Source organism: Longilinea arvoryzae, from assembly GCF_001050235.1.
GTDB lineage: Bacteria > Chloroflexota > Anaerolineae > Anaerolineales > Anaerolineaceae > Longilinea > Longilinea arvoryzae.
The window spans coordinates 3,376,724-3,403,242 of the sequence record NZ_DF967972.1 but is presented as its reverse complement, the minus strand read 5'-3'; the positions used below and the strand labels follow the sequence as shown (position 1 = coordinate 3,403,242).

The 26,519-nt window shown below is 57.0% G+C and carries 20 protein-coding genes, 2 tRNA genes and 1 pseudogene; 13 read left to right on the top strand and 10 right to left on the bottom strand.

Annotated elements, in window-relative coordinates; all coding sequences use genetic code 11:
- Positions 1-46: 46 nt before the first annotated feature.
- Both rny and LARV_RS15165 read right to left on the bottom strand, forming a co-directional pair.
- Positions 47-1,576: a ribonuclease Y gene (gene rny / locus LARV_RS15170; protein ID WP_075074423.1), complete on the bottom strand. Its 1,530-nt coding sequence runs from the start codon at positions 1,574-1,576 to the stop codon at positions 47-49.
- 17 nt (positions 1,577-1,593) lie between these two features.
- Entirely contained in the window at positions 1,594-2,247 is a 654-nt protein-coding gene (locus LARV_RS15165; protein ID WP_075074422.1) for a regulatory protein RecX, read from the bottom strand.
- A gap of 592 nt (positions 2,248-2,839) precedes the next feature.
- Here LARV_RS15165 and LARV_RS15160 point away from each other — a divergent pair.
- The 5 genes from LARV_RS15160 (at position 2,840) to LARV_RS15140 (ending at position 7,322) form a co-directional block, all read left to right on the top strand.
- Positions 2,840-4,120 carry a malic enzyme-like NAD(P)-binding protein gene (locus tag LARV_RS15160; RefSeq protein ID WP_075074421.1) on the top strand — a complete coding sequence of 427 codons (1,281 nt, stop codon included), beginning with the start codon at positions 2,840-2,842 and terminating at the stop codon, positions 4,118-4,120.
- 162 nt (positions 4,121-4,282) lie between these two features.
- Positions 4,283-4,726 carry a hypothetical protein gene (locus LARV_RS15155; protein WP_075074420.1) on the top strand — a complete coding sequence of 148 codons (444 nt, stop codon included), beginning with the start codon at positions 4,283-4,285 and terminating at the stop codon, positions 4,724-4,726.
- 15 nt (positions 4,727-4,741) lie between these two features.
- Positions 4,742-4,945 carry a hypothetical protein gene (locus LARV_RS15150; RefSeq protein ID WP_075074419.1) on the top strand — a complete coding sequence of 68 codons (204 nt, stop codon included), beginning with the start codon at positions 4,742-4,744 and terminating at the stop codon, positions 4,943-4,945.
- A gap of 116 nt (positions 4,946-5,061) precedes the next feature.
- Complete coding sequence (locus LARV_RS15145; RefSeq protein ID WP_075074418.1) at positions 5,062-6,078, top strand: carbohydrate kinase family protein; 1,017 nt, start codon at positions 5,062-5,064, stop codon at positions 6,076-6,078.
- Positions 6,078-7,322: a M20/M25/M40 family metallo-hydrolase gene (locus tag LARV_RS15140; protein WP_172797893.1), complete on the top strand. Its 1,245-nt coding sequence runs from the start codon at positions 6,078-6,080 to the stop codon at positions 7,320-7,322. The genes LARV_RS15145 and LARV_RS15140 overlap by 1 nt, the downstream gene beginning before the upstream one ends.
- On the opposite strand, the gene LARV_RS15135 is transcribed toward LARV_RS15140, so the two are convergent.
- Both LARV_RS15135 and LARV_RS15130 read right to left on the bottom strand, forming a co-directional pair.
- Positions 7,306-9,027, bottom strand: coding sequence for an adenylate/guanylate cyclase domain-containing protein (locus LARV_RS15135; RefSeq protein ID WP_075074417.1), 1,722 nt, complete (start codon positions 9,025-9,027; stop codon positions 7,306-7,308). The two genes, LARV_RS15140 and LARV_RS15135, sit on opposite strands and share 17 nt — an antisense overlap.
- 9 nt (positions 9,028-9,036) lie before the next feature.
- Positions 9,037-11,283 (bottom strand): transglutaminase family protein, encoded by a 2,247-nt coding sequence (locus LARV_RS15130; RefSeq protein ID WP_075074416.1) that lies wholly within the window; start codon positions 11,281-11,283, stop codon positions 9,037-9,039.
- A gap of 186 nt (positions 11,284-11,469) precedes the next feature.
- On the opposite strand from LARV_RS15130, the gene LARV_RS15125 reads away from it, so the two are divergent.
- Positions 11,470-12,462 carry a phosphatase PAP2 family protein gene (locus LARV_RS15125; RefSeq protein ID WP_172797892.1) on the top strand — a complete coding sequence of 331 codons (993 nt, stop codon included), beginning with the start codon at positions 11,470-11,472 and terminating at the stop codon, positions 12,460-12,462.
- Between the two features lie 32 nt (positions 12,463-12,494).
- The gene (locus LARV_RS15120; RefSeq protein ID WP_075074414.1) at positions 12,495-12,704 is read left to right on the top strand and encodes a YtxH domain-containing protein; all 210 of its coding nucleotides are present in this window, start codon (positions 12,495-12,497) and stop codon (positions 12,702-12,704) included.
- Between the two features lie 62 nt (positions 12,705-12,766).
- On the opposite strand, the gene LARV_RS15115 is transcribed toward LARV_RS15120, so the two are convergent.
- The 5 genes from LARV_RS15115 to LARV_RS15095 all read right to left on the bottom strand — a co-directional run bounded on the left by LARV_RS15115 (position 12,767) and on the right by LARV_RS15095 (position 19,126).
- The gene (locus tag LARV_RS15115) at positions 12,767-14,830 is read right to left on the bottom strand and encodes a choice-of-anchor J domain-containing protein (RefSeq protein WP_075074413.1); all 2,064 of its coding nucleotides are present in this window, start codon (positions 14,828-14,830) and stop codon (positions 12,767-12,769) included.
- 89 nt (positions 14,831-14,919) lie between these two features.
- Positions 14,920-15,558, bottom strand: coding sequence for an MBL fold metallo-hydrolase (locus LARV_RS15110; protein ID WP_075074412.1), 639 nt, complete (start codon positions 15,556-15,558; stop codon positions 14,920-14,922).
- Positions 15,555-16,709, bottom strand: a complete 1,155-nt coding sequence (locus LARV_RS15105; RefSeq protein WP_075074411.1) for an MFS transporter — start codon at positions 16,707-16,709, stop codon at positions 15,555-15,557. The genes LARV_RS15110 and LARV_RS15105 overlap by 4 nt, the downstream gene beginning before the upstream one ends.
- 6 nt (positions 16,710-16,715) lie before the next feature.
- Positions 16,716-17,822: a M24 family metallopeptidase gene (locus LARV_RS15100; protein WP_075074410.1), complete on the bottom strand. Its 1,107-nt coding sequence runs from the start codon at positions 17,820-17,822 to the stop codon at positions 16,716-16,718.
- A 200-nt stretch (positions 17,823-18,022) separates the two neighbouring features.
- Positions 18,023-19,126, bottom strand: coding sequence for a Fic family protein (locus LARV_RS15095; RefSeq protein WP_075074409.1), 1,104 nt, complete (start codon positions 19,124-19,126; stop codon positions 18,023-18,025).
- A gap of 230 nt (positions 19,127-19,356) precedes the next feature.
- Between LARV_RS15095 and LARV_RS15090 the strand changes: the two genes are divergently transcribed.
- From LARV_RS15090 to LARV_RS15075, 4 genes are all read left to right on the top strand, one after another.
- Positions 19,357-19,429, top strand: a tRNA-Ala gene (locus LARV_RS15090).
- A 50-nt stretch (positions 19,430-19,479) separates the two neighbouring features.
- Positions 19,480-19,552 (top strand) — tRNA-Ala (locus LARV_RS15085).
- A 395-nt stretch (positions 19,553-19,947) separates the two neighbouring features.
- A complete protein-coding gene (gene leuS / locus LARV_RS15080) occupies positions 19,948-22,404 on the top strand; it encodes a leucine--tRNA ligase (RefSeq protein ID WP_075074408.1) in 2,457 nt (818 codons plus the stop codon).
- A 96-nt stretch (positions 22,405-22,500) separates the two neighbouring features.
- Positions 22,501-23,181: a creatininase family protein gene (locus tag LARV_RS15075; RefSeq protein WP_075074407.1), complete on the top strand. Its 681-nt coding sequence runs from the start codon at positions 22,501-22,503 to the stop codon at positions 23,179-23,181.
- Between the two features lie 91 nt (positions 23,182-23,272).
- Here the strand turns inward: LARV_RS15075 and LARV_RS15070 are convergent, their stop codons facing one another.
- On the bottom strand, positions 23,273-23,845 hold the full coding sequence (locus LARV_RS15070) for a biotin transporter BioY (protein WP_075074406.1): 573 nt from the start codon (positions 23,843-23,845) through the stop codon (positions 23,273-23,275).
- 225 nt (positions 23,846-24,070) lie between these two features.
- On the opposite strand from LARV_RS15070, the gene cydD reads away from it, so the two are divergent.
- Both cydD and LARV_RS20420 read left to right on the top strand, forming a co-directional pair.
- Positions 24,071-25,822 (top strand): thiol reductant ABC exporter subunit CydD, encoded by a 1,752-nt coding sequence (gene cydD, locus LARV_RS15065; protein ID WP_075075262.1) that lies wholly within the window; start codon positions 24,071-24,073, stop codon positions 25,820-25,822.
- Positions 25,819-26,519 (top strand): annotated as a pseudogene (locus LARV_RS20420) (thiol reductant ABC exporter subunit CydC); the annotation flags it as partial. The gene cydD and the pseudogene LARV_RS20420, both read left to right, overlap by 4 nt.

The following is a 26,519-nucleotide window of genomic DNA, read 5'->3' as shown; positions in this document are numbered from 1 at the left end:
AAACAGCGGAGAGGTTAGCTCTCCGCTGTTTGAGTTAATCGAGGGTTTAGCGGGCAAATTCCACGGCGCGGGTTTCACGGATGACCGTGACCTTGATCTGGCCGGGATACTGCATGGTTTCTTCGATCTTCTTGGCCACATCCCGCGCCAGGCGGGTGGCGGAAAGGTCGTCGATATCTTCCGGCCGCACGATGATGCGCACTTCGCGGCCGGCCTGGATGGCGTAGCTCTGCTGCACACCTTTGAAGGAATTCGCGATTTCCTCCAGGCTGCGCAGACGCTTGATGTACTGCTCCAGGTCTTCACGGCGGGCGCCGGGGCGCGCACCGGAGATGGCGTCGGCAGCTTCGGCGATGACCGCTTCGACCGTTTCCTGCTCGACTTCGTGGTGGTGGGCGGCAATGGCGTTGACGACCTTGGGGTTCACACCGTAGCGTTTGGCAAATTCAGCCCCGATCATGGCGTGCGTGCCCTCGGTATTGTGATCCATGGCTTTGCCCAGATCGTGCAGCAGGCCGGAAGCCTTGGCAATGTCGACGTTCGCGCCCAGTTCTGCAGCCAGAACCGCGGACAGTTTGGAGACTTCCACTGCGTGTTCAAGCTGGTTTTGACCGTAGGAGGTGCGATAACGCAGGCGGCCGAGCATCTTTAAGACCTCAGGATGCAAACCTGCCACGCCGGCGTCGAAAGCCGCCTGTTCACCGGCTTCCACCACAGCGCGGTCGACTTCTTTTTGTTCCTCGTTGAGGATCTTTTCGATGTGAGCCGGGTGAATGCGGCCGTCCTGAATCAGACGATCCAAGGAGCGGCGGGCAACTTCACGGCGGATGGGATCGAAGCACGAGATGGTTACGGCTTCGGGGGTGTCATCCACGATGACATCCACGCCGGCCGCCTGTTCGAAGGCGCGGATATTGCGCCCGTTTCGGCCGACGATGCGCCCCTTCATTTCTTCGTTCGGCAGGATGACGACCGAGGTGGTGACACTGGCGACGTGATCAGAGGCGACGCGCTGAATGGCTTCAGCGATCAGGTCGCGGGCGCGCTTATCGCCTTCCGCGCGGGCTTCGGCTTCGATCTGGCGAATGATACGCGCCATGTCTCCGCGGGCCTCTTTTTCAGCGCCGGCGAGCAATTCGGCGCGAGCCTCATCGGTGGTCATTTGAGCCACGCGTTGGAGTTCTTCAGTCTGCTGCGAGGCCATCTTCTCGACCTCGTTGGCGCGCTTGTCGAGAGCGCTCTGGCGTTTGTTAAGAGTCTGTTCTTTCTGTTCCATCCGGTCCGCCCGGCTGTCGATTTCAGAACGCCTTTTTTGCAGGCGCTCTTCTTCCCGGGCCAATTCTGTCCTGCGGCGGACTGTTTCGGCTTCTGCATCCTGCAAAATCTTGAGGGCTTTATCCCGGGCCTCGATCTCGGTCAGCCGAGATTTCTCGGTGGCCTGGTTGAGTACATTATCGGCGCGAGCCTGCAAATCTCGCTTAAACCGGTCGTTCAATGAGCGCGTGGCAAAGACAACTACCACAGCCGCCAGGATGATGACGACCAAAATGATGATGATCCAAAGCCAGCTATCCATACTTATCCAATTCCTCTTCAATCAGAGTCTGGTTGATCGCTCTGACGACTGTGAATTTCGACCCAAATCTTTCTAACCTGGGGGACAATGGTTCCGTAAGAAAAACCGCGCCGTCCTAAAAAGGCCGTTAGTCTCTCGCGAAACGTATCCCAATCGGCCTGCGATAAGCGGTTTGCATATCGCACGCCAGCCCGGTAGGCAAGATCGGATTCATCATCAGTCTCAGCCAGAGCGTTGCTAATGTCTTCTTCTGAAATTCCCTTCCGGCGAAGCTCGATGGCGAGCGCACGCCGGCTGCGCGGGCGGGAGGCCGCCCGATTTTCCACCCAGCCACGGGCAAAGGCGGAATCAGACACCATACCCGTTTCACGCAATCTTCCCAGGACAATATTGGCGATTTCCTCGTCAAATCCGGCGGTCTGCATCTTTCGGCGAATTTCGTCTTCGCTGCGCTGCCGGTAGCTGAGAAAGTGTAGCGCTTTCTGGTAAGCCACCTCGATGGTGTCTTGTGACTGGAGGGTCAGGATCTTTTCATCGTTGATTGACTGGCCAATCTGCAACCAGGCCGCCACAATGCGCGCCAGGCCGAAAGCGAACTCGCCATCCAGATAGACATTGATCCGGTTTGGGTTACGCTTTTGTGCCTTGAGCGCAGTAATTTTGTGATCCATGCAAGCTCACAGCCATGCATCGCCTGGTCAGGCAAGGCCATGAAAAACGCTTGAGAATTGCTGGGTTACCCGCTTCGATCGATGCGGACTGCAGTTTGAAAATGCGTCGCGGTCGATTCGGCAGGTCTATGGAAGGGCAGGTGGGGCGCCGATGATAATGACTGAAAAAAGTTCGACACATCTTTTTCCAGCGGCAATGCCAGGTTTTCTTCCAGGATTAAGGGGATTCTGGAGAATCCGATGTACTGGCATGATGACTTCGATGAAAGCGTATCCACTACCCATTTCAAGAACTTAACTCTCGTTTCGAGAGAAAACCCCAACAGTTTCAAAAGTCAATTTTCTGGCCCAAACCCTTCCAAACGAAAATAGGAAGGTGCGGTTCAGAAGAATCCTAAAGCAATGTTAATATATTATACCTGAAAAATAGTTTTGCGTATATCCCAACGGGCTTGTCTACTCAATATCACGCAGGATGTCAAGATGAAAAAGGATGAATTACATAAATTATGACAGACAGGATTATCGGCGCAAGCGGATACGGGTAAAATGGAGTTATCTTGAGGAATTTCGAAAATTCGAGGCAAATGGTATGAACCACGTCACCCGTGAAGAAGCATTGGAATATCATCATCTGAACGGCCATCCGGGGAAATTGAGCGTCATTCCCACCAAACCACTTGAAACGCAGCGTGACCTTTCACTGGCTTATACGCCCGGGGTTGCTGCGCCGGTATTGGAAATCGAAAAAGACCCTGAACTGGCGTACGAATACACCAACAAGGGGAATCTTGTGGCGGTCATCTCGAACGGCACCGCCATTCTGGGGCTGGGAAATCGCGGAGCACTGGCTTCGAAACCGGTCATGGAAGGCAAAGGGGTATTGTTCAAGAAGTTCGCGGATATCGACGTTTTCGACATTGAGGTCGCCACGGAAGATCCTGAGAGGCTGATCAGTGTGGTATCCGCGATTGCGCCCTCCTTCGGGGGCATCAACCTGGAAGACATTCGCTCGCCGGAGTGCTTTGCCGTTGAAACCCGCCTGCAGGAAATGCTGGACATTCCGGTATTTCACGACGACCAGCACGGCACGGCCATCATCCTGGGCGCAGCGCTGATCAACGCGCTCGAGGTCACCCAGCGGCGCATCCATGAAATCAAAGTGGTGTTTTCAGGCGCCGGCGCGGCCGCGATCGCCTGCGCGAACCAACTCGTCAAACTAGGCGTGCCGCTGGCCAACATCTGGATGTGCGACATCGCCGGATTGGTGTACGAAGGCCGCCAGAAAGAAATGTTCCCGCAGAAGGAAATCTATGCCAAGGGCCAGCAGCCGGGTACGCTGGCTGAGGTTATGGAAGGCGCGGATGTCTTCATCGGCCTGTCGGCTGCCAACATCGTCAAGCCTGAGATGCTGAGCCGCATGCGCAAAGATCCCGTTATCTTTGCCATGGCCAATCCTGATCCTGAGATTGCCTATGATCTGGCTGTGGCGACTCGTCCGGACGCCATCGTTGCGACCGGCCGCTCGGATTATCCCAACCAGATCAACAACGTGCTGGGTTTCCCGTTTATTTTCCGCGGCGCTCTGGATGTGCGGGCTCGAAAAATCAACGATGCCATGAAGGTGGCCGCCTCGCAGGCGCTGGCGCAACTGGCCCACGAACCTGTCCCGGCGGATGTGCTGAAGGCTTACGATATCGATCATCTGGAATACGGGCGCGACTATCTGGTGCCCAAACCCCTCGATAAGCGGGTGTGTCCGTGGGAAGCCGGCGCAGTTGCTCGCGCGGCCATGGAAAGTGGGGTTGCCCGTCGTCCGGTCGATCTGGATCAATATTGCCGCCAGCTCGCTGATCGGGCCTGTTCCCATTAAGCCCAGACCTGGATTACGGTAACCGTCTCAAACGAGAGGATCCTTTCCGATTGCCGAACGCGTGGATCGATCGAAAAACGCGTTCGGCATTTTTTATGGATCCGGAAGAGATCCTGAAAATTGCCAAATTTATGATGCCGGATTTCATGCTACAATAATCCCATGGAGTTCAAACCGGTCGTAAACCACTCGGTTCGCGCCCAAAGCCAGCACAGGCGTCAGCGATTTCTGCAAATCTGGCTGCCGTTGGGGCTGGCCGTCACAGTGGTGCTGGGTGGGGCGGTTTGGGCCGCAGTCGCCGCAGGATCACCGGGGGCTTCGCTCACGAAATATGCCGATATCTCCGCGATTTGGTTGATCCTGCCGTTGTGCCTGGTGGGCGGTCTCTCATTTCTGCTGCTGGGTTTGATGATTTACCTCACCGGACGTGCTTATCACGGGTTGCCGGATCTGGATCGCAAAGTTCAGGCTGTTTTCTCGCGGATCGAAAGCGGCGTCAGGCGCGCGGCCGACCAATCGGTCAGGCCCATCTACACCGTAAACTCCTGGTCGGCGAGCTGGAAGGCGTTTTTCGATCGCCTGTTTCAGCGTCGAAATCCCCAATAGACTGTAGAGGTGGGTATGGAAAACACAAGTTGGAAGAAGAAGACCTTGTTGATTAGCGTTGGGATTGGCGCTTTATTGGGCATCGTTGCCGGACTCATCCTCGTGCAGCGGAGCGAGCAAACTCAAACCCAACCGCAATTGACGGCCGGGGATGGCGTGAAAGTCGGACTAAGCCTTCTGGGAGTCCTTCGTCTGCTGACCGATTTGATCAACCGGTAAATGGCCTGCGTTTGCCTTTTTTTGACCCTTCGCAAATCAATGTGAGGGGTTTTTTGATCTATACTGGCGAATTTCTCGATATAATCTAACCATCTATTCTTGGAGATCCTGTTTTTATGGAAAGCGTTCCCCTCTTACGTTACCTGTTGTTTGGTCAGCTTACCCGCGACACCATTCTGCCTCTGGAAGGAAAACCCCAGATCGACATCCCGGGCGGCAGCCTGTATTACGCTGCCGCCGGATTGGCCTTGTGGGGGGATAGCTGTGGATTGGTTGGGCGCGTGGGAGAGGATTACCCGCAGGATTGGCTTTCTCTGTTCGACCCGTATAAACTGGATCATCGCGGGGTACGTGTCTTGCCCGAAGCAGTGGACGTGCGCGCTTTCTACGCCTATCTGGATGAGAGTACCTGCCAGCGCGATAATCCGGTTTCCCATTTCGCCCGTCTGGGCGAACCCTTCCCCAAGTCATTGTTGGGTTATACCAACCCGACCAATCCGCTCGATAGCCGCACCCAACCCGGAAAGCTGAGCCTGCGGATGACGGATATTTTGCAGGATTTTCTGGACGCCACGGCTGCGCACCTGTGCCCGATGGATTTCATATCCCACAACCTGATTCCGCCTGCGCTGCGGCACGGCCAGATCACGACCATTACACTGGATCCCGGCGCAGGGTATATGAATCCGATTTACTGGGATGATATTCCCGCCCTGGTCAAGGGGCTTTCGGCTTTTATCTGTTCCGAAACAAAACTGGCATCCCTGTTTCAAGGGCGCAGCACGGACCCATGGGAGATGGCCGAAACCATCGCCAGCTACGGCTGTGAGTTCGTGGTGGTCAAACGGGGCGCGCGCGGCCAATATCTGTACGATTCGAACGGCCACGCCGGCTGGATCGTCCCGGCCTATCCGGCGCGAATGATCGATCCAACCGGCGCGGGAGACGCCTTTTGTGGCGGCTTTTTGGCGACCCTGCGCGAGACCTATGATCCGCTCGAAGCGGCGCTGCGCGGAGGCGTTTCGGCTTCACTGGTCATGGAAGGCAGCGGCCCGCTATATGCCCTGGGAACGATGCCCGGTTTGCCCCAGGCGCGGTTGGAATCTTTACGGAGCATGGTGCGGAGAAGATGATGGAATCGGTTCGCTGGCAGGCCCTGGAACGATGCGTGCGTTTTCTCGAGTCGAATTCTCAAATCCAACCGGGAGGATACAAATTCACAGGCCCAATCCCGGATACAACCGTTTCCAACAAAGAACTCACCGCCTTGCTGGACCTGGCCTGCCAAATCCAGCAGGTTCAATCCCCTACTTTCGACGAAGGCGAACGCGCCGCGTTCATGTTGGAACAGTTTAGGCGGCTTGGTCTGAGCGAGGTTCACCTGGACGCTGCCGGCAATGCGTTGGCACGCCTTCCCGGGGAAAACCCGGGCCGCAAACCGGTCGTCCTCAGCGCGCATCTGGATACCGTCTTTGCGCGCCAGCCTGAATTGCCCCTGAAACGGATGGAAGATTGGATCGTCGGTCCGGGAATTGGGGATAATTCCCTCTCATTGGCCGCGCTGATTTCGACTGTGAACTGGCTCAAGAAAGCCGGACGAACCCTGACCGGCGATGTCTGGCTGGCGGCCAATGTTTGTGAAGAGGGGCTTGGAAATTTGCGGGGCATGCGCGCCCTGGTGGACGAATTTGGAGACCGGCCGCTGGCATACCTCATTCTTGAGGGAATGGGTCTGGGCAATATCTATACGCGTGGATTGGGCGTCAGCCGGTATCGAATCCAGATCGATACTCCCGGTGGGCATTCGTGGAGTAATTATGGGCAGCCGTCGGCGATCCACGAAATGGGACGGCTTGTCGCGCGTCTGGCCGATTTATCGTTGCCGTCATCGCCGCGCACCAGCCTGAATATCGGCGTGATCAGCGGCGGGACGACCGTCAATTCGATCGCCAGCCACGCTTCCATCGATCTCGACCTACGATCGGTGAGCAGCCAGACGCTGGGTTTCATTGAAACCCAGGTGATCACTTTGGCAGGTAATTTTCAACAAACCAATGTGCAGGTGCGCGTCGAATCGATTGGGAAACGCGACGCGGGTGAAATTTCCACGAAACATCCCCTGGTGGAGATCGCTCGATGTGTAATCGAAGATCTGGGGGTGGTGCCTAAATTGGAGGTTGGCTCGACGGATGCCAACATCCCCCTCAGCCGCGGTTTGCCGGCGATCTGCATTGGGCTGACGCAGGGCGCCAAGGCGCATACCCAGGAAGAGTATATTCTAACCGAGCCCCTTCGCAACGGCTTCAGGCAGGTCTTGCAGCTTTTGCAATGGATCTGGGTGACGGATCCCGAGAAAAGGCCTAACGCAGGCCGATGACTTCATACACCTGGATGGGTTCGCGTTTGCCCTTGGCCAGGATGGGCGTTGCCTCTTTGGCGTAAACGGCGTCGGCAACCTCGGCGTAGACATCCTGGGTAATCAAGATCTGGCCCGCCAGAGCGTTTTCCTGAATGCGGCGGGCGGTGTTTACGCTGTCGCCGATGGCGGTGTAATCCAGGCGGCGCTCGCTTCCCACCAGACCCAAAACCGCATCCCCGCGGTGTATGCCGACCCCAAAGGAGAGCTGGCTGGAGGGCGGCAGTTCTGCGTGCAGGGCGATGATCGCGCTGCGAATGCTCAAGGCTGCCCGCACGGCGCGCAAAGAATGATCCGGTTGGGGGATAGGGGCATTGAACCAGGCCATGACCGCGTCGCCCAGGAATTTGTCGACCGTGCCCTCTTCACGCAACACAGCATCCGCGGCAGCCGCCAGGTACCGGTTGAGTACGCTCACCAGTTGTTCCGGCTGGAGGGTTTCACTGAATGAAGTGAAGCCGCGAATATCGGCAAACAATACGCTGATTTGCTGGCGTTTGCCGCCCAGGGCAAGTTTTTCGGGATTCAACTGTTGAATTACCGCCGGTGAGACCATGCGTTCGAAAAGCCGGCGTTGGGCTTCAAGGCGTTTCTTTTCGGTTTCGTCCTCGAAGACGATGGCGAATCCCGGGCTTTGGTGCTGAACCCCATTGAGGGGTGAAAGACTCAGGCGCAAGTCCACCTGACCGCGTTCCGGCAGGGTCGGGCGGGCTTCGAGACCCTGAATGGGCTGCTGGTTGGAACGGATTTTTTCCAATTCGGGTTCCAAGAGCGCCGATAGGGGCATTAGGCTGCTCTGCAACGGCTGGCCGACCATTTGGAGTGAAGTGAGGCCTAAAATTCGCTCCGCGGCGCGGTTGCAAAGCAGGATCTTCTCCTCCATGTCGGCCGTGATGACGCCGCTGGCAATTGAATCGAACACGTTGTTCATTAAATTCTTGAGTTCAGTGACTTTATCCAGCGTTTCGCGCACTGAAGCAAACAAACGCGCATTTTCGATCGCCACCGCGGCCTCATTGGCAAACGCCGCCAGCAGGTCGAGGTCATGAGTCGAGAAAAGGCCGCTGTGAATGCGGTTGTCGGCATAGATGACGCCGGTGACCACCGACTTGACGCGCAGGGGGACGCATAGAATCGAGCGCAGGTTGAGCGAGATGATGCTCTCCTGGCTGCTGAAACGCGGGTCCTGTTGAGCATTCGTGGTCAATACAGGAGCGCCGTTATCGATCACCTGGTTGACCACGGTCCGGCTGAAGGCCTTTTCGGTGGCGTCGACGCTTTCGTGCTCCCAATTGCGGGCGATGCGTGTGACCATATTGCCGTATTCGTCGCGCAACATCAAGAAACCGCGTTCCGCCTGGGTCAATCGAATGATGGTATCCATGACGACCTGCAGTACATCATCCAGTTCCAGCGAGGAATTTACGACCTGGCTTACTTCCGTCAACGCGCTTAACTGGCGTTTTTCCTGCGCGAGATGGCTGACCCTTTGATTTAAAATGGCAATCTGAGTCTGAAGCTGGCTGATGGCTTCATAAACCTGATTGGGAATGGACGCGGGGCGCTTTTGCTTAAAATAATCCGCAATCTGCCTGGCAAGGAGTTCAACGGCCGATAAGGTTTGAGCGATGGGTGCGTCGTTGATTTGAATAGTGTGTTCTGTCAAAGCAGCCTCTTAGAAACCGGATGGATGTCCTCGGAATTTTTCCAGTCGGATGATTTTTTGCAGCCAGGTCCGCCGGGCCAGACGCATGATCTGGCGGCTGGATTTCTGCGCCAGCTCCATGTTTGCCGGAAGCGGGCTGTACATCCCGCGGTGCAGCTCTTCCAACAACGTCAACGCCGGGATCTGGCCTTTGGGCAATGTTTCGACCAGCCGGCTGACCTGTTCCGCGGGTGTCAGAGAAGGGTTGGCCGGTTTTCCCAGTAAACGCAGGGCCTTCGGTACGGCATTGAAGGCTTGCTCCAGAGGAGTAAGGTGTGCTAAACGAGCTCGTTCGTGAATCCAGCCCGGAGCGCTAAACCCGTATCGAATCAGGTTGGCTTCGACGACCACTGCCAGGGGTGGAATTGTTGGTTTCCCCGATCGCAATCTCAGCCACAGCAATAATCCCAACCCGATTGGGAAAAGCAGGAGCAAAAGGGCGAGCCAGATAATGATACTACGATTGGCGGGTAAATTGGTTTGTGGTGAAGCCTGATCCTGCAAAAAATCTTCCGGCGTGATACCAGTAGAAGATCTTTCTTTGCCTTCATCGATGGATTGCAACGGTCCTGAATTCACACCGCCAGACGCATTCGGACCGGTGGATAATTCGCGCCGGACCAGGGCCGATTGAATAACCGTGGGTTCGAATTCGACCCAACCGAAGTCGTTGAAATACACCTCCGGCCAGGCATGGGCATCCTTACGCCGGACGGTGAAACTGTTGCGGCGGTCGTTCATCTCCCCTTCGGCGAAACCGACCGCCAACCGGGCCGGGATCCCTATGGAACGCAGCATCAGAATTTCCGCCGAGGCGTAATAGAAACAAAAACCTTCCTTGGTGGTGAATAGCATGAATTCGATTGGATCCAGATAATAGGGAGCGGCCTGGATCGCCGGTTTATAGGTGATGTTTTGACGGAGGTAGTTGGTGATCGCTTCGGTTTTATCGAAGGGCGTGTCCAATCCCGCGGTGATTTCCTCAGCCAGGTTGCGAATATCTTCCGGAAAATTCGAAGGCAACTGTAAATAGACCCGCTGGATTGCTTCTGGATAATCGCCCTGGCTCGTTTCGATATCGTTCTTGATTGGCAAACTGATGGAAGACTTGACCCGGTAAATCTCGCCAGCCCGGAGCGGCGGCACTGCCAGCAGGGTGGATGTATCCAGAAAGGTCGGGGCAATCAGGTTGCCCAGGGCCTGGGCAGGCCGGCTGACCGAAAGCGGTAAACCAGGCGTAAAGAGATTGCGAATGATCGGCGTTTGCAACGTGATGGCAAACGTCGAATCAAAACGTTCCTTCCAATCCGGGATGGGAAGAACTTCATCGACCGGGGTTACTTCTTCACGATCCGAGTAGGTTGAAAACCACTCGCCGTTCTGGTATCGATCGTAGGCGCGAGCCCGCCAGTAATACCGGGAACCGGCCGGCCGTGGTTCGCTCGACGTCACCGTAAAAACCACCTCATCACTGGGTGTGAAAGTAGTCCCCATGATGAGGTCATTTTGATAGTATTCACCTTCCGTAGGTGCGGTCCCGGACAACGGGGCAACGACATTGGATAGTTTTTCCCGAACCACCAGCCAGGATTGGACAAATTCCCTTCGCTCGGGAGTGTTGGGTGAAAGGGCGCGAATCCAGCTCGGGATGTTCCAGGCCAGAAAGACAAGGATCACCCCACTGATCAGCGCCGCGCGCATCCAATCGAAGCTGGTCTCGGCATCCATAGGAATGCCGCTCGATTCCCAACGCCTGCGCAGGTTGAGAAAATACAGGCGGGAAACCAGCAACACAACGAGGATGGCGAAGAGACTGCTGTAAAGACCATGGACTGCCCGGGGAGGATCGTAGAATTCGATGATCAGCACGCTAATGCCGATCAAAGCCAACCCAAACCAGGGTCTGCCATTTCGAACGAGATGATAAGAGGCTGTCAGACTGGCCAACCAGAACACGAACAACATGGCGGTCAAAAATAATACAGAATCCTCGACCGGCACGCCGTGGGTGAACTGGTCGAGCGTGATCCACAAACGCCCACCAAGGCTGCTGAGGCGTTCGAGCCAGGGAATTTTATCGTTCAGGGTCAACCCAAGCTGCCACGGGATGAGGATGATGGAAAGAATCAGGCTATATATGAATACGAAACGGCCCGAAAACCGGCACTGGCCTAACAGGAATCCGAAGAGAACTCCGATCAAGGTAATTGTGATCACCCGACTAAGACCGTCCGTCCAATCGGTAATATCCAACCTTAATGAAGCTATCCAGAACGCAATGAGTAACAATAGACTCGCTGGCCAGTCCCACCAGCGTTGAACAGTCCGGTTCATGGTTTGAGTGTACAATAAACCCTGATCGCTCGTCAACTAACCAGTAGTCTAATTCTTATGGAGGCCCCGTTGTTCGCACTCACCTCGGTAAATTTGTTCTTTCAGAACCTCGGCAGCTGGTTGGCCGGCCCCATGAAGGCCTTTTCGTTCCTGGGACAACAGGAATTCGCCATCCTGCTTCTGCCCGCAATCTACTGGTGTTGGGATTCCGCATTGGGGTTCCGGCTCGGGTTCGTCCTGATGTTGAGCAACGGTTTGAATAATGTGCTCAAACTGGTTTTCCATGCGCCGCGCCCGTACTGGATCAATCCTGAGGTTAAAGCGATCAGCGTCGAATCTTCCTTCGGCCTGCCTTCAGGGCACGCTCAAAACGCAGTTGCGCTCTGGGGGCGTCTGGCAGCCGCCTTGCGCCGGAAATGGATGACCTGGCTCGCGGTCTTCCTGATTCTCATGATTGGTCTATCCCGTTTGTATCTCGGCGTTCACTTTCTTACAGATGTACTGGCAGGCTGGTTGATCGGCGGCCTTCTATTATGGCTGGTCGTCCTGCTCGATGAGCCTGTTACCGCCTGGTTGGGGCAAAAGCCGGTTGGAATCCAGATTCTTTGGGCGACGGTCGCGGCGTTTATGCTCATTCTGTTGTCCGTCGTGGCGCGCCTGGCACTGGGAGCCTGGCAGGTGCCCGATCTCTGGGTGACCAACGCCGGCCTGCAAACCCAGGGGCAAACCGTCGAGCCGCTCAAATTGGACGGTATCTTTACCGCGGCGGGAACCTGGTGGGGTCTGACCTGCGGATATGCCTGGTTTACCCGCCGTTACGGGCGTTTCGATGCCGGCGGCGCCTGGGAGAAACGCGGCTTGCGATTTTCGATCGGCCTGATCGTTCTGATCGTTCTGTACGCCGGTTTGAGCCGGCTTCTGCCGCAGTCGCCGGATGGGTTGGGCTTCACGCTGCGATTCCTTCGTTACGCCGCGCTGGGCGGTTGGGTTTCGGCGGGCGCCCCCTGGCTGTTCTTGCGAATCAAGCTGGCCAGCCCATATCCGGCGAAAAGCAATGTATAATCTGTTATCAATGCCAGAAAGGAGCAGCAACCATGCGTAAAGTTGGAAATTTCTTATTGGGTGCTCTCATAGGGGGAGTGGTCGGAGCTGTCTCGGTGCTCCTGTTGACGCCAGCCTCCGGCGCCGATACTCAAAACCGGATCACATCATTTGTGCGGGATATCGAGGACCAGGTTCGCCAGGCAGCCGCAACGCGCCGTCAGGAAATGCAGGTGGAACTGGAAAGTCTGCGCCATCCTTAGAGCTGAAATCGAGATTAAATCAAACAACCGCTGCAGAATGGCAGCGGTTGTTTGATAAATACTTATGGATTGACCTGGATGCGGTAAGCGCCGGGTTGGCGGGTAAATCGTGTGGTGCCGCTGACCACCAATGTGACTCGATCGTAAGCATCGAAATCGACGGGCACTTTGAGGGTCTCGCCGGGTGTCCAGGTCAGTGTCTGGATGCTGGTCTGGTCGCCTTCAAGAATTAACGCCAGGCGGAAGGACTGTGGGAGACGGTTCTGGATGCGCGCGAAGCCTTCCGCCTGCCAGCCGCCGTTGTCCGATTCGAAATCGCTGTGATACCCAATCGCCGGGATGGAGACATCATCCAACAGCATGCCTTCGCCGTTGACGGCTGCGTCGGTTACATAGGCAAAGCGCAGCCAGATTTTCTTCCCGGCGTATGCGCTGAGGTCGACTTTTTCTTCGATCCAACCGGAGCTCGAACCGTTGTAACCGCACCCATAATTCGCGCCGGTGGGGTTGGAATCCGTGCAGGTGGGCGGGGTCAAGATCGTCCAGTTCGTTCCATCCTCGGATGCCTGCAGGTAAAGGTAATCGTAATCCCTTTCGATGTCATACCAGGTCCAGTAGTCAAATTCAACCGGCCCGCTTACCCCGGTAAGGTCGAAGGAGTGGGAGAGCAGCATTTGCGATTCATCGCCCTGGTTGGACCAGAAGGCGTAGTCACCCGAATGCGGATCCTCGGGCAATAAATCGACCTGACTGGCTCCTTCGAAATCCAGGGTCCGCTGGCCACTGCACGCCAGATCGATGTAATTCGTTCCATACTGGTTGACGGTGTTGGCCTGCCATCCGCCCAGACAATCGCGCAATTCATCCGTCGACCGCGCTTCGAACGGCAATTGATATGGAGAATACCCAAAGCGGCCGTCATCGAGCGTCGGATCGTTTACGGCGTTGGCGACGACCCAATCCGCGAACAAATCGTCCGCTCGATAAGGCTGGTCGCTGTCCGGGTAGGTGGCTTTCAGATCCTCGAGCACCTGGTCGATGGATTCCAACCCGTTGAGCGGGCTGGCCACCACCCGCTGGGTGGCCTCTTCGCCAAACCGTTCCAAAAAGTAGTTTACGAAGAGAAATGCGGCCCCGTAATTGGCCCCATCTGAATCGCTGTTGTCCGGCCAGTTGTTCAACTGCGTGGAAGGCTGGCTGAGAAATACGGAATCAAAGCCGCCCACGTCATAACCATTGAGGTAGACCGCCAGTTCAGAAAAACCTTCGCTCAACCAGGTTTCTTCGTTGCGGTCGCGATACCAATGGATCATGTGCTGAAATTCGTGAGCCAGCACGCCGTACGTGTAATTTTCATCCAATCCGGTCGTGTCGGCGTTGAGGAAGAAGGACTCGTGACCATTCGAATAGGGGTAGGCCAACGGATTGACCGAGTCGGCCGATGAAAACATGCCGGCCAGATTTTCTCCCATGTTGCCGGCGTAGATGATATAGAGATGTTCGTCGCCGTCTACACCCGGCGTCCATTCGGAGCCGAAGAATTCACGGTCGGTCGGGTATATCTTATTCTCGAATGCATCCCCCAATTTCTCAAGGTCGGAAGAATCGTACTTCAGGCCTTTCTCGATCCAGAAATACAAATGCGCGCTTTTATACGCCAGGACGGTTTTAACCTGGGAATAGCGGTTCGTATCGGTGTTGAGCACCCAGAATGTGCTTTCATCTCCCAGGTTGAATTCACCCGGGAAGGCAACGGTTTCCGGAATGGAGGGGATGCCTTTGAATTGCATGGCCTCCAGGCGCAGATCGGCAAATGGAACCTCCGCATTGCGCAGCGTATTCAAAGTATCCTCCGCACCGGGTTCCGGGGTCCCGGTGGGAAAAACGGACATTTCGTTGGGGTCCGGTGAGCCGGAGTCTGGTTCAGCGCTGGCATCCGGCTCGGGCTGGTCTGTTTGAGGTATGCTTTCGACCTGCGTGGCCTCGCTGGGCGGATTGATGGTGTGCCTCAGGGTAAATAACGCCAATCCTCCCGCTCCGATGATGGCAACACAAATACAGGCGGTGATCAACACCACCCCGATAATGGCGATTATCCACACACCACGCTTCGATTGATTGGCCATCCAATCTCCTTGTTTTTGTTTCGATTTGAGATTTTCTTTCCACGAACCGGAATCTGTCCGGAAGAATTTTCAGGTGAGAATCGACTTAATTATAAGAATGGATTGTCGCGGATTTCATCTCCCACGGTGGTCTCTTCCCCGTGACCGCTCAACAGGCGAGTCTGGGCAGGCAGGGAGAGAATTCGGGCGCGGATGGAGGCCATGAGCTGAGTATGGCTGCCGCCAAACAGATCGGTGCGCCCCACCGAACCGCGGAATAGCACGTCCCCGCAAAAGACCACCCCATCGGACGGCGAATAGAACACGACGTGCCCGGGTGTATGGCCGGGGGTGAAACGCACCTCCAATCGGGAATCGCCCAGGCTGAGGATTTGACCCTGTTCGAAGAAAATGGTCGGTTCGGGAGGAGTCTCGAGGTTGAAACCAAAAGCTCTGGCGCCGTTGAGATCGACATTGTGGTAAAGGGGTAAATCCAAAGCGTGCAGGCCGACCGGTAAGGCCGGCGTATAAGCTGCGTAGATTTGGTTTATGCCGGTAAAATGATCGATATGCGCGTGCGTAATCCAGATCTGGCTCAGATTCCAGCCGTGCTTCTGAACCGCGGCGAGCACTTTCTGGCTGCCCAGCGCCGGATCGATGATCGCGGCTTCGCCGGTCTGGCTGTCCCGGATGATATAGGTGTTATTCGAAATCGGTCCCAATACGAAGGCGAAGATTTCCAGGCTCATGAGATCTCCTCCTGAAGTGAAACAGTTTCTGATTTCCGGACCAGAGCAGGCACAATGCCAATATTGAGGACAAAAGCGAGTCCAATGACCACCATGGAAACCCGATAAACCAGGCTCGGCGAGCGTTGGTAAAGCACACCGGCCAGCAGGGGGGCCACGATCACCGCAACTGCGTTGGCCGTTTCCAACATTCCGTAAGCCAGGCCGGTCTCGGAGGGGTGGATCAGGCTGCGCGCGAGAGCCATGACCATCGAACGGCAAAGTCGATACCCGGACATGAAGAAATATCCCAGTGCAAACAGGGGCAGGCTGGTGCCCTGCCACATCAACAGGGCGAACAACCCGACCAGAGGCTGTCCGATCAGGAAGGCGGCCGGTGCGCTGAGGCTGCCCAGAATCAATAGAATCATGGCATTGCCCAGGCTGCCCGCCGTTCCGATCAGCCCGATCTGCTGCAGACTGAGGTGGCGTTCATTTTGCAGAAAGTTGGGGGTCAGTGATTGCGGCAGGTACAGCGCGAAAACGGTGATGAAGGTCAATGCTGCCAGGGTGACGAAACGGCCATTGCGATATAAACGAGCGTCGGCTTCTTTTTCAGGGTGAATTTCCTTGGGCGGCTTCCCGATGAACAGGATGATGGCCGTGGAGAAGACCAGCACGATGGACGCGATGATATACACGGTCTTCAGGCCGTACTGGTTGGCCAGCGTTCCGCCGATGGTGGGACCGAGAATGGCGCCCAGGTGGTAGGCGGCTGAGACGAAGGTCAGCGCGCGTCCGGGGCTCCATTTGCCGCGCATGGCGGTGATGTAGCTGTTCATCGGCGCCAGAACGAACGAGGTCAGACCATAGACAAGCACCCCGGCGACGAACATCGGCAGGGAATTCGCCAGCGCCATCAACCAGGCCGAGGCGGTCCCCAGCAACCAGGAAGCCCACATGATCGGGCGCTGGCCGATCTTATCGGCCAGGTAACCTGCCGGAAGCTGAAAGATGGCCATGGCGATACCCATGCCACCCAGGATGGTGCCGATCATCAACGGATCGGCACCCCAATCCTGCAGGTAGAGAGTCTGAAAATAGATAAACAGACCCTCACCGGCGCCCCATGTAAACATGGAAGCTGCGACCAGCGCCAGATTGCGGTTCATGCGGGGCTAGCGGGCGGAATACAGTTCGCGCGGCAGGCTGCTGAGCGTTTCGGCGCCAGTCGCAGTCACTGCCATGTCGTCTTCGATGCGCACGCCGCCGCGTCCTGGCAGGTAGATGCCGGGTTCGACCGTGTAGGTCATGCCTTCGGCCAATCGAAGCGCGTTTTCACCAAACATGTAGGGTTGTTCGTGGGTTTCCATGCCCAGGCCGTGTCCGGTGCGGTGCGTGAAGTATTCAGCGTATCCCGCGGCGGTGATCACCGCGCGGGCAGCCTGATCCACTGCGCCGGCGGTCGTGCCGGGCCTGCCGGCCGCGCGCCCGGCGGCATTGGCCTCAGCGACCACTTCAGCAATGCGGTGAAATTCGGGGTCGACCTCGCCGATGGCTAACGTACGGGTGAGATCGGAATAGTAACCTGCATAAGCCGCGCCCCAATCGACGACCACCAGATCACCGGCTGCCAGTTTGCGTTCAGATGGCACGGCGTGCGGATTGGCGCTGTTGGGACCGCTGGCGATGATCGGCGAGAAGGGCAGTTCGGGTTCCGAGCCGGCGCGCAGCAGGGCCAGGGACAATTCGGCGGCAACCTCGCGTTCGCTCATGCCGATTCGGACCTTTTCCAGCATCCACAGGAAACCCTGCTCGGCGATCTTGGCCGCCTTGCGCATGGCTTCCACTTCCTGGGCATCCTTTTGAATGCGCAGGTTGTCCAACGCGGTCTCGCCGGAGACGAAATGCGCCTGCGGGGCGGCCGCCATCAGGTATTGCAGTTCCATGAAACGCAGGCGGAGCGGTTCCAACCCGACCTTTTTCCCGCTCAACCGGCTGTCAGCGCAGGCGGCGCGAATCACATCCGGCCACTTGGCCGGATTATCGCCGTATGTGAAAGGCTTGAGCTCAAAACGCGCCTGAGCCAGCTTGCCCTTTTCGAGTTCGGGCAGCACGATGACGGGTGCGGCCGGCGGAGCAAGAACCAATAATGTGGGCCGTTCCATCAGGTGAAATTGCAAACCGGTCAAATAGGTCAGGGTCGGTCCGGGGTTGAGCACCAGGGCATCCAGGCCGTTATTTTGCATCAATTCAAATAAGCGGGAAAGCCGGTCGGGGTTCATCGATTTACTCCATATTCTTTGCTTTGGTGGGAGATCAAGATGATTATAATACTTCCCCCTGAAGCAAAGAACGAATCCTAGGATGTCATGCCGTATCTATGGGGAGTCATGATTTCAAACGTTTCTCCGATCCTTGTGTATCACGGATGAGAGACAAAATAGTTTGTGTGACACTTTTGTAGAAATGTGTTATACAAGATCTATGAATTGATCAAATCATACAATTTCGTAAATAACAAGATCTCTGGCGATCTACCGGAGGGCTCTTTTAGGGTGAACAATATTTTTTCTTGTTTGAAGCGGGTGATCATTCGATGCATGGTTTGCGCGTTCAATTCGGCCAGTTTACCAAAATCGGTACTGCGAAAGATAGGCATCCGGAACAACGTATCGAGGACTTTTATGCCATAAGGTGAGTTTGAAATTCTTGTCACCCGATCTTTCATCTCCTCATAGAGAGCTAATACCTGGGATGCTTTTTCGGCATTTCTCTTTGCTTGCACATCAATGGCTTCCAGGAAGAAACGGATCCATCGTTGCCAGTCTTTGTTTTGAGAAACAAATCGTAAATTTTCCACATACTCATCTCGATTGTCATCAAGATATTCGCTTAAATAAAACAGTGGGGTGGTTAAACGGTTTTTATGCCAAAGCAAGAGTGGAATCAGAATTCTGCCGGTGCGTCCATTTCCATCCATATATGGATGAATAATTTCAAATTGGGCGTGAAAAATTGCAGTTTGAATCAATGGTTCAATTGCATCTGATTCAATAAATTCAAAGAGATTAGCAAGGTACCGGTGTAGACTCAGTGGTTCGGGCGGAACATAAGTTGCTGCTTCAATTTCGCAATTTTTTGGACCAATCCAAACTTGCTCTCTTCTCACCTTACCCGGATTTTTGTCTTTACCTCTTACGCCTGAAATTAATTCCTTTTGAATTGAATTCACAAAAGGTAACGTAAAAGGAAGTCCTCGCTGAAGCCATTCCTTCGCATAATGGGTGGCCTGACGATAATTCAAGACCTCAATAATGTCCATTTGCCTGGATTCATTATCCGGTTTTATGTCTGCTTCGTATTTAAGAACCTCATCCAGTGTTGTGATGGTTCCCTCAATATGTGAAGAGAGAATGGCTTCCTTGGTTTCCAATGGCGAAAGGAAAATTGTCGGATTCACCATCGATTGCAATATGCCGTTGTAATAAGCCAATGAGGCACTGGCAGCGCTTACTTTTAGGGCTAAGGATTCCCAATTCCAATTGGATGTATCCAATGGCAGACGATCCGGAATATATGGATCCATAATTCTTTCCTTTGTTTTCAGTGAAGGCGCCATTTTTGTATAACAGAGATGGTAGACTAACTCAATTGTATGACGTTTTTTGTAAAAAGTGTTATACAAATTATCATGCTACTTTCCATTTGTTGGCCGAATGTACTATATAGGTTCCTTGAAGACCTGCTCTAACAAGTTTTCCCGTGCGCCTTGACAGCCGTGACCCTCTCGTGTAAAATCTAGTCACTCTTGAGCAAGGGCCTGTAGCGCAGCTGGGAGCGCGCCTCAATCGCACTGAGGAGGCCAGGGGTTCGAATCCCCTCAGGTCCACTGGGGCGATAGACCCTGTAAAGTAGTGAAATAGTTCTGAAAGCCAATCTGGGCCCATAGCGCAGTTGGGAGCGCGTCTCAATGGCATTGAGAAGGTCGGGGGTTCGAATCCCCCTGGGTCCACTCCAGAAATAGGAATGTGAAGGTCAGGCACTGCGGGATCAATTCATTGAAACCAGAGTGCCTGATGTTCTTTCAGGACCTTTTCTGGTATAATAGATGGACTAAATGTAAAGCCAGTTCAGGAGTAGTAGGCCATCCGTCAGCGAGTCGGGAGAGCGAGGTGTGAGCCCGGCGATGCGCCAGCGGAGCGCAAAAAAGGCTGAACTCGCCTGATGTCGAAAAGACAGGCTGTTCCGGTGAATTACAGTAACCGGAGACGGGTGCGCCCGATAACGCGCTAAGAGCGGTCTGAGGTTATCCTCAGGCAAGCAGGGTGGTACCACGGAGAATGCCTTCGTCCCTCATCGGATGAAGGTGTTTTTATTTTCGAGGATTCTATCGAGCAAGGAGAAAGAATGGCCAAGAAAGAAAACCCCATTTACAATCCGGCGGAAATCGAGCCCAAGTGGCAGGCGCGCTGGGAAGCGGACGGTATCTATCACTCGGATGTGGATCACAGCCGCCCCAAGCACTACGCCCTGACAATGCTGCCGTATCCTTCCGGCGACCTGCACATCGGTCACTGGTACGCGATGACGCCCTCGGACGCCCGGGCGCGTTTCATGCGCATGCGCGGCTACAATGTGCTTTTCCCCATGGGGTTTGACGCCTTCGGGCTTCCTGCCGAGAATGCAGCCATCAAGCATAACATCCATCCCAAGGTGTGGACCTACCGCAACATCGAACGCATGCGCAAGCAATTGAAGAGCATGGGATCGATGTTCGACTGGCGGCGCGAGGCGGTTTCGGCAGACCCGGAATATTACCGCTGGACGCAGTGGTTTTTCGTCCAGCTCTATAACCACGGATTGGCTTATCACAAGATGTCGCCGGTGGATTGGTGCCCGAACTGCAATACCACCCTGGCGCGCGAACAGGTGTGGGGCGAAGACCGGCACTGCGAACGCTGCGGCACGCCCGTCATCAAGAAAGACCTGGACCAGTGGTTCTTCCGTACCACGAAATATGCCGAGGAACTGCTGCGTTACGATGGCATCGATTGGCCGGAACGCGTACGCACGCTGCAGACCAACTGGATTGGCAAGTCATCCGGCGCACACGTCGTCTTTACGACCGAGCAGGGCGATCCATTGCAGGTCTTCACCACCCGGCCGGACACGCTGTGGGGCGTGACCTTCATGGTGTTGGCCCCCGAACATCCGTTGGTGGCCAAGATCACCAGCCCGGCCCAAAAGGCAGCCGTCGAGGATTACATCCAGCAGGCCGGCCGCCAATCGGATATCCAGCGTGAAGCCGCGGATAAGGAAAAGACCGGCGTATTCACCGGCGGGTACGCCATCAACCCGGTCAACTGCGAGCGCATCCCGATCTGGATCGCCGACTACGTGTTGGTGACCTACGGAACGGGCGCGATCATGGCCGTTCCGGCGCATGACCAGCGCGACTTCGAATTCGCGCGCAAGTTTGGGCTGCCAATCAAGGTCGTCATCCAGCCCAAGGACATGGAACCGATCCGTGTCGAAGATTTGCCCGAAGCGGTGCCTGCTTCGGGCGTCATGGTCAATTCGGGTATCCTGACCGGTACGGACGGCGAGGCAGCCTTCGATCAGGCGGTCGCTTTCGTGGAAGAGAAGGGCGTCGGCAAACGCGCCACCAATTACCGCCTGCGGGATTGGTTGATTTCACGCCAGCGCTACTGGGGCGCGCCCATCCCGATGATCCACTGCCCGACGTGCGGCATCGTGCCTGTCCCGGTGGACCAACTGCCGGTGCTGCTGCCGGACGATGTGGAATGGAAGCCGACCGGCGAGAGCCCGCTGAAACTGCACCCCACCTGGCGCTTCGTCAAATGCCCGGTGTGCGGCGGCGATGCGGAACGCGATACCGATACCATGGACACGTTCATGTGCTCTTCCTGGTATCACCTGCGCTATCTGAGCCCGCATTACGACCAGGGTCCCTTCGACCCGCAGGAATACGACTACTGGATGCCGGTGGATACGTATACCGGCGGCATCGAACATGCCAATATGCACCTGATCTACACCCGCTTCTTCCACAAGGCCGGGCGCGACATGGGCATCATGAAGGGCAACGAGCCCATGACCCAACTGCGCAACCAGGGCATGGTGCTGGGCGAAGACTACGAGAAAATGTCCAAGAGCCGCGGCAATGTGATTTCGCCGGACGAACTGGTGGCGGCTTACGGCGCGGATACCGTGCGCGCCTATTTGATGTTCTTCGCGCGCTGGGACATGGGAGCCCCGTGGAGCAGCAGCGGCATCGACGGCACGTCGCGCTGGATGCGACGCATCTGGGCGACCCTGCTGGAACCGGCCGGAGGCGGTCAGGCAGATCCGGCGTTGATTCGCTCGCTGCGCCGCAAACTGCACCAGACGGTGCGCTCGGTGACCCGCGATTTCGAGCAGTTCGAGTTCAACACCATCATCTCGGCGCTGATGGAATTGATGAACGAAATGACCAAGGCCAAGCAGGAAGGCGCTTTCGGCACGCCGGCCTGGAAGGAAGCCGAGGGCATCTACCTGAAGCTGCTGGCGCCGGTAGCCCCGCATATTACCGAAGAGCTGTGGCAGCGCCTGGGATATTCTTACTCGATTCACACCCAGAAATGGCCCGAGGTGGATGAAGCCGCGGCGGCTGAGGACGAGGTCACACTGGTGGTGCAGTTGAACGGCAAGGTGCGCGACCGCATCCAGGTGCCGGTGGACATCAGCGAAGCGGATGCCAAAGCGGCGGCGCTGGCCAGCGAAAGCATCGTGAAGGCCCTGGCCGGCCGCGAGCCCAAGAAGGTCATCTACGTGCCCGGACGGTTGATCAACATCGTTGGCTGACCGACCTTCGGTTGCCCGGTTCAAAAATCACTGTACAATAGATACAGCGGCGGAGAATTTCCCGCCGCTGTATTCATCATCAATCGGGAGGGTGAAATGCGTCTGGAAGAGATGAACTGGATGGATGTGGAAGCTTATCTGAAGCACGATGACCGCATCCTATTGATCATCGGCGCCTGCGAACAGCACGGCTATCTCAGCCTGCTCACCGACAGCAAGGTCCCGCAGGCGCTGGCGGACGCCGCCAGCCAGCAGACCGGCGTCTTGGTCGCGCCGGCGTTGAATTTTGGCGTCTCGCCGTATTTCCTGCGTTATCCGGGCACCATCAGCCTGCGCACCAGCACATTCATTGCCGTTGTCGAGGATATGGTGCGCTCGCTGTACGGCTACGGCTTCCGGCGCATGCTGCTGCTCAACGGGCACGGCGGCAACCACGCCGCCCAGAGCCGGCTGACCGAGCTGGCCAACGAGCTGCCGGGCTTGAAGGCTGCCTGGTACCAGTGGTGGAACGCCACCAGCGTCACCGAGGTGGCCATGCAGCATGGGCTGCGCTCCTATCACGCCGCCTGGATCGAAAATTTTCCCTTCACGCGGGTGACCGAGCTGCCCGAGAGTGAGAAGCAGCCGCCCCAGTTCAAAGGGATCCTGAACGCCGAGGAAGCGCGCCAGACCTACGGCGACGGCGTCTTTGGCGGGCCGTATCAGGTGGACGGCGCCGTGATGGATGAGGTTTTCATGGCGGCGTTGAAGGACGTGCTGTTCGAGTTGGAGTTTTGAGTTGGAGCGTGGCCGAAGAATTGGGAAAATATATATGAACCGCCCGCGGCAATATCAATGCCGCGGGCGGTGCTTAATCTTGGAATGAAAATTAACGCAGCGCCAGTTTCCAGGCCGCCGGTAGCAGGGCAGCCGCCAGCACAGCCTTGATCGCGTCGCCGGGCAGGAAAGGCCACACGCCGACCATCAGCGCCTGGCGCAGGCCGACGAAGACGGCCAGGTACGCCGCGCCGAAAACGTAAATCACCAGCGAGCCCAGGCTGAAGAGCGCGGCGGTCCGAACCCAACTTCGCGTCCAGCCCCGTTCGGCCAGTCCGCCGACGAGTGCGGCTGCGGCGAGGAACCCGATCAGGTAACCGCCGGTGGCGCCGGTCAGGTACGCCAGGCCGGATCCACCGCCGGTGAAAAAGGGCAGCCCGGCCAGGCCGCCCGCCAGGTAGAGGCCCAGGCTGGACGCGCCGCGGCGCGAACCCAGCGCCGCCGCCACCAGCAGCACGCCCAGGGTCTGCCCGGTAATCGGCACCGGCGTGAAGGGCAGCGGAATGCGCACCTGCGCCAGCAAGGCGACGAGCATCGTGCCCAGCAGCACCAGGGCAGCGTTGGTGACCGCGGTCAGGCGCAGCCCGGCGCGGCGGGTCAGGGAAAGTGCTAACGTGTCATTCATAAGGGGACCTCGTTTCTTGGAGTTGGGGTTCGATGACGCAAAAAGCACCTGATTTTCCCACGTCCATTCAGTTTTCGATAGGATGCGGGTGTAATCGTTACAGGTGAACTTCTTCTTAAAATAAAGGATTATTTAGTAAACCCTCTCGAACCGCCCAGGATGCGCAATTGGACTAGTATGGTAAATGCATTGACACGCGCACGCGCTTCAGGCACAATCATCCGTATGAATATCGATCCCCGCTTGCTGCGCCAGGCGCGCATCGCCCACACGGCCCTGCTGCTGACGGTGATCTTCGGGCTGGCCGGCGGGCTGCTGGTACTCGCCCAGGCGAGCAGCCTGAGTGCGGTTATCGCGCGCGTGTTCATCGGGAAGCAATCCCTGGCGCAGGTCATACCACTGCTGCGCTGGCTGCTGGCGGTCTTCATCTTGCGCGCCGGGGTCGTCCTCGGCGGCGAGGTGGCGGCCAACGGGGTGGCCGTACGCGTAAAAGGCAGCCTGCGCGAACTGTTGCTCGAAAAACTCATTCGCCTGGGGCCGGCCTATCAGGCACGCCAGGAATCGGGCGAACTGGTCGCTTCGGCGTTGCAGGGCGTCGAGAGCCTGGACGCCTATTTCAGCCAGTTTCTACCCCAGCTCGTGCTGGCGGCTATGATCCCGCTGGCGGTGTTGGTGGCCGTATTTCCGCGCGATCTTCTCTCCGGGGCGGTGCTGCTGCTGACTGCGCCGCTCATCCCGATATTTATGATCCTGATCGGCCGGCTCTCTGAAGCGCTGACGACCCGCCAGTTCACGGCCCTCAAGCGCATGAGCGCGTTCTTCCTCGACACGCTGCAGGGTCTGACGACGTTGAAAGCGCTGGGGCAGAGCCACAACCGCGCGGCCAGGATCAGCGAGGTCAGCGAATGCTATCGGCGCGCGACGATGGGCGTGCTGCAAACCACCTTCCTCTCGGCGTTGGTGCTCGAACTGGTGGGTACGTTGAGCACCGCCATCGTCGCTGTGGAAATCGGTCTGCGCCTGATGTACGGACGCCTGGGATTCGAGCAGGCCCTGTTCATCCTGATCGTCGCACCCGAATTCTATTTGCCCTTGCGGACCCTGGGGCTGCGCTTTCACGCCGGCATGTCAGGCGTGGCGGCTGCGCGACGGATTTTCGAGATCCTGGATACCCCGGAGACGGATGCGCGCAGCCAATCCGGAAACGTCTACCGCAGTGCTAGGCTTACGGGTTCGTGGATCGATCAGCCGGTTTGCTTCGAAAGCGTGACTTATTATTATCCGGGCCGCGAAGAGGCCGTTCTGAAGGATATTTCATTCTGCATCCAGCCGGGTGAGCTGGTAGCCCTGGTGGGGCGCAGCGGGGCCGGAAAAAGCACGCTGGCGCACCTGCTGCTGGGGTTCATCCAGCCCACGGGCGGTAAAATCCGCGCCGGGCACCAGCGCATGCAGGATATTCCAATCGAAGACTGGCGGCGGCAGATCGCCTGGGTGGGGCAGCAGCCGGTGTTATTCCAGGGCAGCCTGGTCGACAATCTGCGCATAGCCAAAGACGATGCCAGCCTGGAAGAGATCCAGCGGGCGGCCGAACAGGCCGGGCTGGCCGAGGTTGTGGCCGCCTTGCCGTCCGGCTGGGACACCCGGATCGGCGATGGCGGGGTGGGCCTGAGCGGCGGGCAGGCTCAGCGGCTGGCGCTGGCCAGGGCTTTCCTGCGCGACGCACCCTTGCTGATCCTGGACGAACCGACCGCGCACCTCGACCCCGTGCAGGAAATGGCGCTGGCGGACGTGACCCGCCGCCTGTGCGTCGATCGGACCGTGCTGGTCATCGCCCACCGCCTGCAGACGGTGCGCGAAGCCGATAATATTCTGGTGCTCGAGGACGGTCATCTGGTGGAGATGGGCCAGCACGACGATCTGTTGGCGCAGGGCGGCGCTTACGCGCGTCTGCTGCGGGCCGGTGAGGGGGGCGAATGAAGACGTTCACCCGCCTGCTGGGCTTTTTGCGACCTTTCCGGGGCGGTGTGGCCCTCTCGGTTCTGGCATCGGTGGCCACGATTGCCAGCAGCATCGGCCTGCTGGGGACTTCGGCCTACCTGATCTCGTACGCCGCGCTGCAGCCTTCCATTGCTTATCTGCAGGTTGCCATCGTGGGCGTGCGTTTCTTTGGTATTTCACGCGGTGTTTTTCGCTACCTCGAGCGCTTGAGTTCGCATTCGGTGAACTTCCGCCTGCTTTCGCGGCTGCGAATCTGCTTCTACCGGTCCATCGAACCCCTGGCGCCGGCCCGTCTGACGCAATATCAAAGCGGCGACCTGCTGCAGCGCGCGGTGGGCGATATCGACGTGTTGGAGAATTTCTACGTGCGCATCATCGCACCGCCTCTGGCGGCCGCCCTGGTCACGCTTGGCGTGTCCTGGTTGCTGGGCGGGTGGAGTCTGCAACTGTCAGGTGTGCTGGTGGGCGGCTTGTTGCTGGGTGGGGTTGGCGTGCCGTGGATTTCTCACACCCTCAGCCGGGACCCCGGCCAGCAGCTAGTCCGTGCGCGCGCCGGGCTGAGCGCCAGCTATGTCGAATCGATGCAGGGATTGGCCGACCTGCTGGCCTACGGCCAGGAAGAACAGGTTCGCCAGCGATTGGCTGCCCATGAGCGGACTCTTGGCAGCGCCCAGCA